The organism is Clostridium sp. TW13 (assembly GCF_024345225.1).
Taxonomy (GTDB): Bacteria; Bacillota; Clostridia; order Clostridiales; family Clostridiaceae; genus Inconstantimicrobium; species Inconstantimicrobium mannanitabidum.
Map to the genome: position 1 here is coordinate 2,023,993 of NZ_BROD01000001.1, position 12,772 is coordinate 2,036,764.

The 12,772-nt window shown below is 29.3% G+C and carries 18 protein-coding genes; 2 read left to right on the forward strand and 16 right to left on the reverse strand.

All coding sequences use genetic code 11. From position 1 onward, the window contains the following. Positions 1-104 precede the first annotated feature (104 nt). From OCU47_RS09985 to OCU47_RS10000, 4 genes are all read right to left on the reverse strand, one after another. A complete protein-coding gene (locus tag OCU47_RS09985) occupies positions 105-740 on the reverse strand; it encodes a hypothetical protein (RefSeq protein WP_261828455.1) in 636 nt (211 codons plus the stop codon). Between the two features lie 103 nt (positions 741-843). Then, positions 844-1,857: a tryptophan--tRNA ligase gene (trpS, locus tag OCU47_RS09990; RefSeq protein WP_261828456.1), complete on the reverse strand. Its 1,014-nt coding sequence runs from the start codon at positions 1,855-1,857 to the stop codon at positions 844-846. A 269-nt stretch (positions 1,858-2,126) separates the two neighbouring features. Then, positions 2,127-3,143 carry a UDP-glucose 4-epimerase GalE gene (gene galE, locus OCU47_RS09995; RefSeq protein ID WP_261828457.1) on the reverse strand — a complete coding sequence of 339 codons (1,017 nt, stop codon included), beginning with the start codon at positions 3,141-3,143 and terminating at the stop codon, positions 2,127-2,129. Between the two features lie 150 nt (positions 3,144-3,293). Continuing rightward, complete coding sequence (locus tag OCU47_RS10000; protein WP_261828458.1) at positions 3,294-3,986, reverse strand: cyclic nucleotide-binding domain-containing protein; 693 nt, start codon at positions 3,984-3,986, stop codon at positions 3,294-3,296. A gap of 188 nt (positions 3,987-4,174) precedes the next feature. Here OCU47_RS10000 and OCU47_RS10005 point away from each other — a divergent pair, with 188 nt between their 5' ends. Then, complete coding sequence (locus tag OCU47_RS10005) at positions 4,175-4,597, forward strand: DMT family transporter (RefSeq protein WP_261828459.1); 423 nt, start codon at positions 4,175-4,177, stop codon at positions 4,595-4,597. A gap of 14 nt (positions 4,598-4,611) precedes the next feature. Further along, positions 4,612-5,070 carry a DMT family transporter gene (locus tag OCU47_RS10010; protein ID WP_261828460.1) on the forward strand — a complete coding sequence of 153 codons (459 nt, stop codon included), beginning with the start codon at positions 4,612-4,614 and terminating at the stop codon, positions 5,068-5,070. A 151-nt stretch (positions 5,071-5,221) separates the two neighbouring features. On the opposite strand, the gene OCU47_RS10015 is transcribed toward OCU47_RS10010, so the two are convergent. The 12 genes from OCU47_RS10015 to OCU47_RS10070 form a co-directional block, all read right to left on the reverse strand. Continuing rightward, positions 5,222-5,413: a hypothetical protein gene (locus OCU47_RS10015; RefSeq protein ID WP_261828461.1), complete on the reverse strand. Its 192-nt coding sequence runs from the start codon at positions 5,411-5,413 to the stop codon at positions 5,222-5,224. Between the two features lie 267 nt (positions 5,414-5,680). Then, positions 5,681-6,220, reverse strand: a complete 540-nt coding sequence (locus tag OCU47_RS10020) for a flavodoxin family protein (protein WP_261828462.1) — start codon at positions 6,218-6,220, stop codon at positions 5,681-5,683. Between the two features lie 57 nt (positions 6,221-6,277). After that, positions 6,278-6,544 carry a DUF3781 domain-containing protein gene (locus tag OCU47_RS10025; RefSeq protein ID WP_261828463.1) on the reverse strand — a complete coding sequence of 89 codons (267 nt, stop codon included), beginning with the start codon at positions 6,542-6,544 and terminating at the stop codon, positions 6,278-6,280. A gap of 46 nt (positions 6,545-6,590) precedes the next feature. After that, on the reverse strand, positions 6,591-7,112 hold the full coding sequence (locus OCU47_RS10030; RefSeq protein WP_261828464.1) for an NUDIX hydrolase: 522 nt from the start codon (positions 7,110-7,112) through the stop codon (positions 6,591-6,593). 12 nt (positions 7,113-7,124) lie between these two features. Continuing rightward, entirely contained in the window at positions 7,125-7,799 is a 675-nt protein-coding gene (locus tag OCU47_RS10035) for a hypothetical protein (protein WP_261828465.1), read from the reverse strand. 52 nt (positions 7,800-7,851) lie between these two features. Further along, positions 7,852-8,274: a VOC family protein gene (locus OCU47_RS10040; protein WP_261828466.1), complete on the reverse strand. Its 423-nt coding sequence runs from the start codon at positions 8,272-8,274 to the stop codon at positions 7,852-7,854. A gap of 119 nt (positions 8,275-8,393) precedes the next feature. Continuing rightward, entirely contained in the window at positions 8,394-9,374 is a 981-nt protein-coding gene (locus OCU47_RS10045; RefSeq protein ID WP_261828467.1) for a GNAT family N-acetyltransferase, read from the reverse strand. A gap of 26 nt (positions 9,375-9,400) precedes the next feature. Further along, positions 9,401-9,790, reverse strand: a complete 390-nt coding sequence (locus OCU47_RS10050) for a VOC family protein (RefSeq protein WP_261828468.1) — start codon at positions 9,788-9,790, stop codon at positions 9,401-9,403. A 412-nt stretch (positions 9,791-10,202) separates the two neighbouring features. Continuing rightward, entirely contained in the window at positions 10,203-10,697 is a 495-nt protein-coding gene (locus OCU47_RS10055; protein ID WP_261828469.1) for a hypothetical protein, read from the reverse strand. A 97-nt stretch (positions 10,698-10,794) separates the two neighbouring features. Continuing rightward, positions 10,795-11,448: a phage head-tail adapter protein gene (locus OCU47_RS10060; protein WP_261828470.1), complete on the reverse strand. Its 654-nt coding sequence runs from the start codon at positions 11,446-11,448 to the stop codon at positions 10,795-10,797. A 197-nt stretch (positions 11,449-11,645) separates the two neighbouring features. Continuing rightward, positions 11,646-12,212, reverse strand: a complete 567-nt coding sequence (locus OCU47_RS10065; protein ID WP_261828471.1) for a hypothetical protein — start codon at positions 12,210-12,212, stop codon at positions 11,646-11,648. 62 nt (positions 12,213-12,274) lie between these two features. Next, a complete protein-coding gene (locus OCU47_RS10070; RefSeq protein ID WP_261828472.1) occupies positions 12,275-12,604 on the reverse strand; it encodes a hypothetical protein in 330 nt (109 codons plus the stop codon). Positions 12,605-12,772 lie beyond the last annotated feature (168 nt).

Genomic DNA, 12,772 nt, shown 5'->3' on the forward strand with positions numbered 1-12,772 from the left:
AGATGCTTAATTCAACAAATCCTTGTATTTATGTTTTCTTGTAAGCTCATTATATAATAATCCTTTAAAGATTATCTGTGATTAAATCACAAACATTTAACTAATTATCTATATGATTTAACACCAAACCCTTGCTTCAATGGCAATATTCTAATTTTTAATAAGCTAAGTAGAGTATCTAAACTTTTTAATCTATTAATATACTTTATATTATTTTTTCGAACTAACTTTTCTATAACATTAATAATATCTCTCTTTTCTTCTTCTATTAATTCATTATGACTCTTTAAGTATTCTCTATTAATGTATACCAGGGTATTCCAAATTTGCTCTTCAGTAATAGCATTTATATCCATCAATACCCATGTAAAATCTTTTCTTCTATTATGCTCTGGATATGCTTTTATAAAAAATTCCAGGAAATAATTCTTTTCCACTGGATCTTTCACTTTAACATATTTTCCAAGCTGAGTTTTAAGTGCATTTTTCAAAAACATTATAGTATTTGGTTTCACAGTACTGGCCATTTCATTTATTTTATTATAAACAAAATTATAGTTTTCTTGAATCTGTTCTTCAGTAGCATTAGAATGCTTTAGAACCTTTAAAATTTCTACATACTCTAATATTGTCTTTTTAGATGTTAACTCTTTATTATATATCTTACCCCAAACATCAGTAGCACTTAATTCTTGAAAATCTATTTCTAATTCATTATTTTCTTTCGTTGTTTCCTTCATTTAATACCATCCTTTAGATTTATTACAGCAATATATTTCTTTTATATTGCTTATACTAAATATTATCAAACTTTTGTCTACTTATTCAGTAGTAGCTATATATTTATTTAAAATACTCAATTCCAATAGCTTCTCTAACTTCTTTAAGGGTTTGTGCTGCCACCTCTCTAGCTGCGTCACTGCCGTTCTTAAGAATTTTATACACTTCAGGAATATCCTTTGCAAATTCCTCTCTTCTTTTTCTTATTGGCTCTAGCTCTGCTTGTAAAACTTCATTTAAGAATCTCTTAACTTTAACATCACCTAAACCACCACGAGTATAATGCTCCTTCATTTCAGCAACCGTATCCACATCCTTGCAGAATGCATCTAGATATAAAAATACAGTATTGTTTTCTACTTGACCTGGATCCTCTACCCTTATATGATTTGGATCTGTATACATTGACATTACCTTTTTCTTAATTTCATCCTCACTGTCTGATAAATAAATTCCATTGTTTAATGATTTACTCATTTTAGCCTTACCATCTATTCCTGGTAATCTGCCTAAAGTCCCCTTAGGTAATACTTCTTTAGGTTCAACTAATATTTCCCCATAAATTGAATTAAAGCTTCTAACTATTTCTCTAGTTTGCTCAATCATTGGCAATTGGTCTTCTCCAACTGGTACAGTTGTTGCTTTAAAAGCCGTAATATCTGCAGCCTGACTTACTGGATAAATAAAAAATCCTGCTGGAATACTATTTTCAAAATTCTTTTGCTTAATCTCTTCTTTAACTGTAGGATTACGTTGCAATCTTGATACTGTTACAAGATTTAAATAATGCATTGTCAATTCATTTAGTTCTGGTATTTGAGATTGAACAAAAATTGTAGACTTAGTTGGATCTATTCCTACTGCTAAATAATCTAAAGCAACTTCTGTCAAACTCTTTCTAATTTTTTCTGGATTTCTAGCATTGTCAGTTAATGCTTGCTGGTCTGCAATCATAATAAAACTTTCATACAACCCTGAATTTTGCAATTCAACTCTACTTTTTAACGATCCTACATAATGTCCTAAATGTAGTTTTCCTGTAGGTCTATCCCCTGTTAATATTCTTTCTTTACTCATCTATATTCTTCCTTTCATACTAGCTTTAAACCATGATAAAATCTATAAATATTTATATATAAACCTATAACCATATAAAAATATATATCGCTTAATTGATTTTTCTATTATTGTATCACTTATACATATTTATTTCTATAGCAACTGCCTATTTAGCCAACAACTTACAATTTACAAATAAGTAATAATAAGATATTGTTGACTATTATCATAAATGCAAAAAGAGGTTGCTGCATAATAACACAACAACCTCTTTATTATTCTCTATACTATTTTACATATCCTTCTGGATTTTTGCTTTGCCAGTTCCAAGAATCTCTACACATATCGTCTAGATCTCTTTCAGCAGTCCATCCTAATTCTTTGTTTGCTTTTGATGCATCTGCATAACAAACAGCTATATCTCCAGCTCTTCTTGGTGCTATAGTGTAAGGTAAATCTTTGCCACAAGCCTTTGATACTGCCTTTATCATTTCTAGCACGCTAACTCCCTTACCAGTTCCTAGATTATATGTTACTATTCCTGGTTTTGTTTTTAATTTGTCAAGAGCCTTTACATGACCAACAGCTAAATCAACTACATGGATGTAATCTCTAACTCCTGTTCCGTCTGGAGTATCATAGTCATCACCAAATACTTTAACTTCTTTTAACTCTCCAACTGCAACCTTAGTTATATAAGGCATTAAATTGTTTGGTATTCCCTTTGGATTTTCACCTATTAGACCACTTTCGTGAGCTCCAATTGGGTTAAAGTAACGTAAAAGTGCTATATTCCAAGAGTTATCTGCTTTATATAAATCTCTTAATATCTTTTCATTCATTACCTTTGTGCTTCCATATGGATTTGTTGCTGGTTGTAAAGGTGAGCTTTCTCTAAATGGTACATCCTTAGAATCACCATATACTGTTGCAGAAGAACTAAATACAAAGTTCTTCACGTTGTATTTTCTCATAACCTTAAGCACTACCAAAGTACTTGTTAAATTGTTATGGTAATATTCTAAAGGTTTCTCTACTGATTCTCCAACTGCCTTTAAAGCTGCAAAATGAATAGTTGCTTCTATAGAATTTTCCTTGAATATTTGCTCAACTTTTTCTTCATCTAATACATCTATGTTGTAAAACTTAAAATCTTTACCTGAAATTTCTTTTATTCTATCAACAACAATCTCACTACTATTTATTAGGTTATCTGCTATGACTACTTCATAACCTGCATTTAAAAGTTCTATTGCTGTATGACTTCCAATATAACCTGCTCCACCTGTAATTAATACTGCCATTTTATGACCTCCCTAATCTGATGATTTAAATAATTATTTTTTATCTACTTCTAAAGCTTACATTTTTCAACTAGAATTTGTCAAGCAATAAAACATTTATTCACAATTGTTTACAGTTAATTAAATATATATTATTATAAATTTTTCATTTTATTCATATAAATCTCCAGCCAAATCTGTCAAAATATCTCTTCTAACTATCTCATAACTAGCATTTTTCTTAGCAATTGCTCCTTTTTCAATGAATTTATTCAATGTTCTTAATAAATGTCTATAACTTGTTCCCAACAACTCTGATATTTCAGTTAGATTATAATCCTGCATAATTTCGGTTTCTTCCCCTTCATCATTAATAGATGTAGCTAAAATATAGCTTGCTAATCTATTTTCTAAAGGATATAAGAGATTAATTGAATTGCTATTTGTATTTTGAGTAAGTTTTTCACCTAAACTATTTATAATATATCTTAAAAAACGTCCATCATCCATTAGATTCTCTCTAATAATATTTAAATCAATAGATATACAATAAGCTTCCTGTATAACCTGTATATTGCAATGAAACTGATTTAGCTTTATGCATTCAAGGTCACCTATCAATTCTAAAGGACTAATAAAGCTAAGCAATAGCTGTTTTCCATTACTTAGTATGGTATACACTTTAGCTTTACCTGATACTAAAAAATACAATTTAGTTATATTTTCATCCGATCTGCAAATATGCTCTCCTTTATTAAATTTCCAAAGTCGCATATATGAGCTCATATCCTCTGTAAACATATCATTCAAACTATACTTTTCAATGTAAGAAACAAGCTTAGTCTCATCAATAATTTCTATCATCAAATCTCACCTTTATTTCATTTATAATCTTGATTTTATCATTATATAATTTCTAAAGTTTTAATTAACACTATACAATTACCACCTATAAATATAACACATATTGAAGTGCATGTGACATATGTCATAGCATTTATCTTTATTGTTATGTTAATTTAGTATTAGTTGTTTTAGGAGGTCATAATATAATGTACAATTTTTTATCAATTTTAACAGGTGCTTTAGTCACCATAATGGTAAGCTTTAATGCTATACTTTCAAAGAATTTTGGAAACTATACTTCAACTATTATAATTCACATCGTTGGATTAATTGCAATTTTACTTGTACTAGCTGTGAAAAGATTAAAAATTCCTTTTGATAGATCAATATCATTATTCACTTATACTGCTGGTTTTATAGGTGTTTTCACTGTACTATTCTGTAATTCTGCAATGATAGCTTTAGGAGCATCCTTATCTGTTGCCTTAGGTCTTTTTGGACAAGGAATTACTTCAATCATAATAGACCACTACGGACTTTTTGGTATGGAAGTTGTGAAGTTCAATAACAAAAAATTAATTGGATTTGCAATAATGGTTGTAGGCCTTATTGTAATGACAATTTATTAGAAAGGAGAATTATAATGATATTAAATATAATTCTTGCTTTAGCAAGTGGACTAACTAACGTTTTAGGTAGAATAATAAACTCAAACTTAGCTAATAAAATAGGTATTTTACCTGGCACATTCTATAATTACTTAACTGGATTAATAGCTTCAACAGTTTTCTTTATGTTTAGCAGCAACACTATAAGATATTCTCCTGACAAGTTTTTAGGCTTGCCTGTATATGCATATATTGGTGGTGCTATCGGAGTAGTTGTTGTGGGAATTTCTAGCTACATAACTCCAAAAATCTCTGCTCTATATGCTACAGTACTTTTATTTGTTGGACAACTTTTTGCTGGAATAATCATAGATTATTTCACACTACATGTTCTTTCAACAGGAAAAGTTGTTGGCGGAGTTTTAGTTTTATTAGGATTAGTTTATAACGTATTTGTAGATAAAAAGGATGCAGAAATTGCTAAAAATGCTTAATAGCTATTTAAATTATAATTGTATAATTTTTTAGGGAAGTTACTTTAAAGTAACTTCCCTAAATTCATATTTTATGAAATGTCATGTGGTAAATTGGAATTTAACAGTTTCCTATTTGAGAAATGCATTTATTAAGTATCTGATGAGCTTATTATCTGTACTTATTAATTGTTTCATCACTCCATATATAAGCTTCAATATATCGTTCCGGACCATATTTTCCATCATCATTCCACTCCTGCGGCAATCCATACTTCTCAATAATTTTTAGTATCTCATCATAAGTATAAAGCTTTTTACGATATTCTTTACCATCATTAATTGTGGGACTAAATTCTGGCATTGAATCACCTTAAGTAAATGAAATAGTCTTTATATCAAATTCCTCAATAGGAATTTTAATAAAAGGAATTTGGTTTTGTTACTTTTATCAAATCAAGAATAGATTTTGCTTCATCAATCGGCAAGTCTGATAAGTTGTCAAAGGGTCCAATTGTTTTATCAAAATAATGATATAAATACATTTCAACCACTACCAATCACATAAATTTTCTACTTCACATTCGCAAACAATAACGATATATATATCTATTCCTCAAATGAAACTTATCTATATTGTATTACAAAATTCTATAATTTCATTTTTTCTTTCTTCCACTGCTTCTTTATATTCCACTGAACATAAACCCAATCTATCACAGCATTCAATTTCCATATGTCCATAAAAATGCTCTATACTTTCAATAATGCGATTGCATTCCTTCATATTGGGGCCTGTTCTTAATGCTATTGAATATCCTTTCTTTCCACTACTTATAGTTGCATGTGGTTCATGTGTATTGCACCATGGTGTACACCTATCAATGAAAACCTTAAATTGTCCTGGAATATCTGCCCAATAAGAAGGTGATACGGATATAATAATATCTGCCCATTCATATTGTTCAATTATCTTATTAATATCATCATGCTGAATACATTTTGAAGTATTATGACAGGTTCTACAGCCTTTACAAAAATGAATATCAAAATCATCAATACATATTCTTCTTACATCATATCTTACTTTCAAACAATCAAAGACTATATTTACTATTTCAGCAGTTGCTCCATTTCTCACTGGACTACAATTCATTACTAATACTCTCACACTATTCACCTCTACGCATTACCATTTATCGGTATAATATTTCATTAGAATTCCAATCTATTTTTTTATCTTATGAGCGGTAATAATAGTATAACTATATGCATTAACTGTTATTTCACAATCATCTATGTCTATATACCAATTCTTTCCTCTTCTAACTATTATGGCATTAGATTTTAGTATTTTGTCCATGCACCATTTTACTACATCGTCCACATCTAAAAAAAGATTCTTTTTAATTCGATCAACTCCCAACTCAGTTGTATGCAACTTATCTAAGTTTTGTTTCAATTCGCATTTATCATCATTTATTTTTGTTACCATGTATTTCTCCTCACAAAATTGTAATTTGCTAAACAACAATATCTTCTCACTTTTCTTGATGGCAACCATATTGTTTTCGAGTATCAAAAAATAACTGTATCAAACTCTTATAATATGGTATAAATTCACCACTTTCTATCATTGAAAATATTTCTTCTTTAGAAGCCCACTTAACCCTCTGAACTTCTTCATACTGCAAGGATAATTCATTGATATCAACATCTTGTTCAATTAGATACACATCATCAAATCCTTTTTCAAAGTTAATGCTAATATGAGGTCTACTATTTGTAAAATCTACTCTTAATCCTATTTCCTCAAACAATTCTCTTTCAGCAGCAGATTGACTTGTATCACCCTTTATAGCACTTCCTCCTACTGTTATATCCCACATGTTTGGCCAACCTTCTTTGAAAGGTTGCCTTTGCTGAATTAACATTTGGCCATTAGAATTAAAAATACATACATGAATAACTAGATGATAAGCATCCTTTTCAAAAGCTTCACCACGAACCATAGTTTTATTTGTTTTATTTCTATTAATATCATATACATCCCAAAGTTCCATACTCATACCTCACTAAATATTTATTTTTTCACTTAGTTTTATAGTAAAATATTCTTTGCTTTCTATAAGCTCATATGTAGCTAATAAGCCATCAGAATCATCATGCATCGCTATCTTCTTTATTAATCCAGTATTTGATAACATATTCATAATATCTTCTCTTTTATTTGTATAATCATTTGCTAAAAACTGTACTCTTTTAAACCAATTTTCATTATAAATCATTTCATTTTCAATTAAGTTAGAATTCTGATATGAATCTATATTGGGACAAATTTCTATATCTTTAGACTCAATATGATATGGTATTATTACTTCAGGAACTCTAAACAAACCAGTTTTATATTCACCAATATGTACTGCTGAACTATCATAATATGAAACCAACTCCTTGGATAAAGATATGTTCCTCTCCTGTTTGCTTGTCCCAATAAAATTAACAAATGCTGATGAAATAATATCCATATTTGCAACAAAGCAATCTTGAGGTTCAACTCTTATTTGTAAACATACATATTCTCCATCGTTCAAATACCCCATCTTATCATGTTGTGGTATAAGCCAAGCATATATAGCCTTTTCTCGTAGTTTACTATTAAGTTTGTTAAACCTTGAAACAACATTCAATCCTTGCTGCATTATTGTTGGAACATTTTCTCTCCTTGTAAAGTGATACACATAAGTCAATTAGTATCCCTCCTCAAATTCAATACACTAACTGTTTTTGTTCTAGAAGATTTTATTTAATTCTTTTGGACATTGGATGATTTTCATTGAACTCAACCAAATCCCATAGGTTACCATATAAATCCTTAAATACTGCAACCGTTCCATAATCCTGTTCCTTAGGTTCTCTAACAAATTCTATTCCTACATCTCTCATTTCATTGTAATCACGCCAAAAATCATCAGTTCCTAAGAAAAGAAAAACTCTCCCCCCTGCTTGATTTCCTATGAAAGGCTCTTGTTCTGGCTTAGATGGTCTTGCAAGTAATATTGTTGTTCCATTTGAACCTGGTGGAGATACTACTACCCATCTTTTTTCTTGCTCTGGTTGATATGTATCTTCCACTAATGTGAAATGAAGTTTTTGTGTATAGAATTCTATTGCTTCGTCATAATCCTTTACTACCAAAGCAATATGCACAATTGATTGAATCATTGCTTTTCCCCCTTTTAGTTCACATATTTTATAAATCTGTATTATATTATTGTATATCTCCCAATAACACTTAACTTAGAATTTATCTAACTTGTACAATAGTAAAAACCTTAACATTACTATTCATTCAGACTGCCACTATTGTAAAAATTTACAATTCTTTCATCCACCCGTCTAACAAAGCTATAGGTATAGCATTCAAAGTTCTTTTTCCAAAATCGAAGTGCTGTTGGATTTAAAGTCTCACAATCAACCCCTAAATACTTAACCCCTTCGTCTGCTAATATTTTCATAGTATACATTAGCAATTCATTTGCAACTGAGCTATTCCTACATTGTTTCTCAACGTATGTTCCACAGATATTTAGCACCTCTGGATCTTCTGAAATAAATGTTTCAGCTTCTTTACAGATTTCAATATACCCCACAGGTCTGTTACCAGCATATGCAACAAAAAACCTGCTTTTCATTCTAGCACACTTTGCTACAAACTCGTCAGCTGTAAAATGTGCTATAGGCATATATATAGGACTTGCGCTCATATGATCAGAAAGACCATTTTTTAACCCTATTAAGATACTGACTTTTTGATAGCTAATTTCTTCATATCTACATCCACTATCCATCTTCACTTCATCTACATAAGCCAAATTTTTTATTGCATCACTACAACGGATTCCAAAACCACTGAATATCAGCGCTTCTGCTATCTCTTTATCATGAGCATATTTACATATTGCAAAGCTAAATATTCCATCTTTTATCATTACATTAGATACATTTTCAAATAACATAGAAGCTGTCTTTTTTCTACTTTTACCTGCAAATGCACTTCCAAACAACGGTGAGAATGAACCTTTTACATTTCCAAACTGCCCCTTGAATCCACCTAAAAACACTAGATATCCAACAAGTTTTTCATCCTCAATTGCCACTAATCCATACTTACTATTAAAAATATCAATTAATAACATCCTCAATTTATCTCTGTAATCTTTAACTAACAGTTGCTGGTTGTTGGCACATTCATTTTTATATTCCTCTATTGCTAATTCAACTGCTTCATCTACATAGTTTAATTCTAATTTTCTAAACTCCATTAATCGCTCCTTTTACATTTTCATGCTTAAACACTTATATACCAAAACACCCCAAATTTATCAATAACATTTGCGCAGCAAGCACTCCAAGGCAGTGGTCCTATTGGAAGTAAGATGTTTCCTCCTTCTATCAAAACCTCATAGGATTTTTTTACAGCTTCTTCATTTTCTAAAGAAATACTAAAATTCATTGTTGGATAATCAGTTGGGGAATACCGTTTTATATTCTCAATGCCAACACTGCTAGATGCTTCACTCAATGCTATTAAAAGTTGTCCGTCTAAGTTTATTTCAGCATGCATAAAGGTGCCATCATCATTCTTGACATTATACCCTAAAGTGGCTCCAAAAGCCCTTTGATAAAATTCTACTGCTTCAACAGTTCCTTGAATATATGCTTGCAATCCTATTTTCATAACAAATCACTCCAAAAGCTCAATTTTTTTTATATATGCATCTTGAAAAAATAAATAAGTCCATCTGCTAATCTATTTGGACTTGTTATTTATTTGTAGATATTTTAGATTATACTACATTTCGTTACAGACAAATACATATATCATATATTTTTCCATAATATTTTATCTTAAGACACCATCTCAACACAAAAAAGCTATTATAAAATAGTACTTTAGCCTATCTTGTAATAGCTCAATCATAACTATTCTATTATTATTTACATTTTAAACATCTTCGATAATTAATAAGAACTTTTTCATTAGATTCTTTATTTTGAATATATAATATTCTCATCTTATGTCTCTCCTTAAAATACACAAGTATTTATGTAATAATTATCGTTTATACTAATTATCCTAAAATTAAAACTTATTGTATAACATCCTCTAGAAGGCCAATTTTTTTTACACACGAAATATACTCTGCAACACAAAAATAATTTCGAATATCCTTTTCATCTAATCCTCGGAATGCATATAATTCATCCCAAAGCAGACTACTACCTTCAACACAGAAGAATCCTGATTTTAGCTCAATTCCAACGAAGATATTATTTCCTTTAAAAATCTCATCTTGATTTTCATAAAGAAATTTCCCATTATCTTTATTTTCTATAACAAATGTAAATACTGATGTCTCTACTCCCATAGGCAACTTATCTGCAAGTGACTTGTTGTATAGTAGATTATCAATTACTACCTGCTTTGCATTATCATCATTAAGTTCCTTTAAAATGTACTTATTTTTTAAATATTCCACAACTTCTATGCCAGACTTCCGATTTGGAAGTAATTTGTCTTTGTATTCCCTCCATACATCTTTCCACCTCTCAACCATTTCTAGAGTTGGTTGTTGCATTAACATATGTATCACCTCCACAAATTAATAATTTATCCCTTAATCCTATTTAAATTTCAATTCATTCCAAAGATCACGTGACGTTATTGGGAGTATAAATTTATCAGCTTTTGTATATTTTATTTTTAATTCGAAGACTGGCTTCAATATGCATTATCCAATGTCGTGAAAATGGCATTTGAATTAATCCCTGAATATTTTTATCACACCAATAATCAATTAACCAAATAGCATCATTACTAACTACATCCAATGACTTAAGTAGTTCCTTATCTTGTTCAGTCATTTTTATTTTTATATTATCATATGAAAGTTCTTTTAATAATTGTGTTGTCGAAACATCAACATCATTAATATATTTATATAGTTCATCCAAATTTAGTTTTGATGAAAATATTGCAATTTCTTGTTTTATCAGTTCATTACCAGTCGATATAATAGGTGATTTCATTCTTTCACAATAGTTATCTTTTAAAAATATTTGATCTCTTTTTTTAATCAAAGAATTAGATACTATATCTTCTATTCTAAAAATATGGTACAACGAATAGGCAATTGTTTTATTATGATATCCTTTCGCATTTATAAAAGGTATTTCATTAAAATCTTCTCTGTTCAACAATTCTTTGAATCCTATTATTTGTTCCATTAATTCTTTTCTTAACTCTAACAGTATGTCAATACCCTCATAGAAAGTAGATTTTTTCTTTATATTTATATTCATTTTTTTGTTTAAATCTGACCATTCAGTATTCATAAAATTTCCTCCAAAAATTATTATGTCAATCTGTTTCTATGAATTCTTAAATAATTTCTCCATGTACCCAAACCCTACCACCATCTGGACACCTTACATCGAGCTGTGGAGAACATATACCTCATTAATAAAAAATAATTTACTATAATTTTTTACTTTATTAAATTGGAATTTGTATGGTTATTTATAAGATAAATTCACATATGTTTAGGCGAATTTATTAAGTTCCATATTTCCTCCAATAATTGATATCTCCAATTATCCTGTAAATTAAGATTGTTATCAATAAGTGGATAATAGCATGCCTTATGCACCTTGCTTCCTGATTGTCTTATGCTATTTTTGTATACATAAAAATCATCATCCAATTGTTTTTCAGGTGTATGTGGTCCAAGGCCATTACACAATACTAATTGCTGTATTTCACTAATTTTACTTTGATTTTCTACATATTCTTTACTTGGATGAATATTCCCAGACATATAATCAATATGGGGTCTTACCGTTTCTTTTTTTGATACTCTTTTTTTAATAATTTCTTTAGATGCTTCAATCCTAACCGATTCTGTTATTCGAAATAAACTTAAACAAATATTATCATAAACAATACCCAATTCTTTGTTATTAACTATTTTGTATTGATACCAAGAAATATCTGATAAATTTTCTTTTCCATGATGAATTTTTTCATCCAATACTAAATTAACTCCATTCTTTAGTATTATTTCACTTGGTAATTTATTTAAAATACTATTTTGATCCATCGCTGATTCCTTTCCAGAAATTTTAATTTGTATTACTTATCGAAATTATACCATCACACCCATTAGGGTATTTTTACTTGTTCCAATTCTAATGGTTCAAGCGATAATATTTCTTTACCTAATGACCTTGCATATTCGATTTCATTTCTTGTACTATTACCAATGTAACCATTAACATTGACTACATAAATAGCATCACTTATATCTATTTTTCTGCGATGGATTTTGCCTAATAATTCAGTGTCAAGACATTCATATTTTTCTCCATCCATATTATAGACACATTGAATTACTGCATATCCATCTTTTAATTCTAATTCCTCTGAAATTCTCATCATTTCTCTTGAAAATCTCATACTTCCACATATTGTAATTACTTTAATGTAATTCATAGTAATACCTCTTTTCTAAATCTAATCTATAATCTTTGTTTTTTAATAACATTATTCATTTCTACCATCTCTATAAATTCTGATTTATACATTTCGTTGTTTATAAATTTTCTTCATAAATTGATATTAAACAACTCAATAAATTACTATTTATCTAACACTTCTTAT

Excerpts from the sequence above, each read along its gene's own strand:
- OCU47_RS10000 (WP_261828458.1), bottom strand. The coding sequence starts at position 3,986 with ATGATAGAAATTATTGATGAGACTAAGCTTGTTTCTTACATTGAAAAG.
- OCU47_RS10045 (WP_261828467.1), bottom strand. The coding sequence starts at position 9,374 with ATGGAGTTTAGAAAATTAGAATTAAACTATGTAGATGAAGCAGTTGAA.
- OCU47_RS10025 (WP_261828463.1), bottom strand. The coding sequence starts at position 6,544 with ATGGTAACAAAAATAAATGATGATAAATGCGAATTGAAACAAAACTTA.
- OCU47_RS10055 (WP_261828469.1), bottom strand. The coding sequence starts at position 10,697 with ATGTTAATGCAACAACCAACTCTAGAAATGGTTGAGAGGTGGAAAGAT.
- OCU47_RS10050 (WP_261828468.1), bottom strand. The coding sequence starts at position 9,790 with ATGAAAATAGGATTGCAAGCATATATTCAAGGAACTGTTGAAGCAGTA.
- OCU47_RS10040 (WP_261828466.1), bottom strand. The coding sequence starts at position 8,274 with ATGATTCAATCAATTGTGCATATTGCTTTGGTAGTAAAGGATTATGAC.
- OCU47_RS10030 (WP_261828464.1), bottom strand. The coding sequence starts at position 7,112 with ATGGAACTTTGGGATGTATATGATATTAATAGAAATAAAACAAATAAA.
- OCU47_RS09985 (WP_261828455.1), bottom strand. The coding sequence starts at position 740 with ATGAAGGAAACAACGAAAGAAAATAATGAATTAGAAATAGATTTTCAA.
- OCU47_RS10010 (WP_261828460.1), top strand. The coding sequence starts at position 4,612 with ATGATATTAAATATAATTCTTGCTTTAGCAAGTGGACTAACTAACGTT.
- OCU47_RS10065 (WP_261828471.1), bottom strand. The coding sequence starts at position 12,212 with ATGGATCAAAATAGTATTTTAAATAAATTACCAAGTGAAATAATACTA.
- OCU47_RS10015 (WP_261828461.1), bottom strand. The coding sequence starts at position 5,413 with ATGCCAGAATTTAGTCCCACAATTAATGATGGTAAAGAATATCGTAAA.
- galE (WP_261828457.1), bottom strand. The coding sequence starts at position 3,143 with ATGGCAGTATTAATTACAGGTGGAGCAGGTTATATTGGAAGTCATACA.
- OCU47_RS10070 (WP_261828472.1), bottom strand. The coding sequence starts at position 12,604 with ATGAATTACATTAAAGTAATTACAATATGTGGAAGTATGAGATTTTCA.
- trpS (WP_261828456.1), bottom strand. The coding sequence starts at position 1,857 with ATGAGTAAAGAAAGAATATTAACAGGGGATAGACCTACAGGAAAACTA.
- OCU47_RS10005 (WP_261828459.1), top strand. The coding sequence starts at position 4,175 with ATGTACAATTTTTTATCAATTTTAACAGGTGCTTTAGTCACCATAATG.
- OCU47_RS10060 (WP_261828470.1), bottom strand. The coding sequence starts at position 11,448 with ATGAATACTGAATGGTCAGATTTAAACAAAAAAATGAATATAAATATA.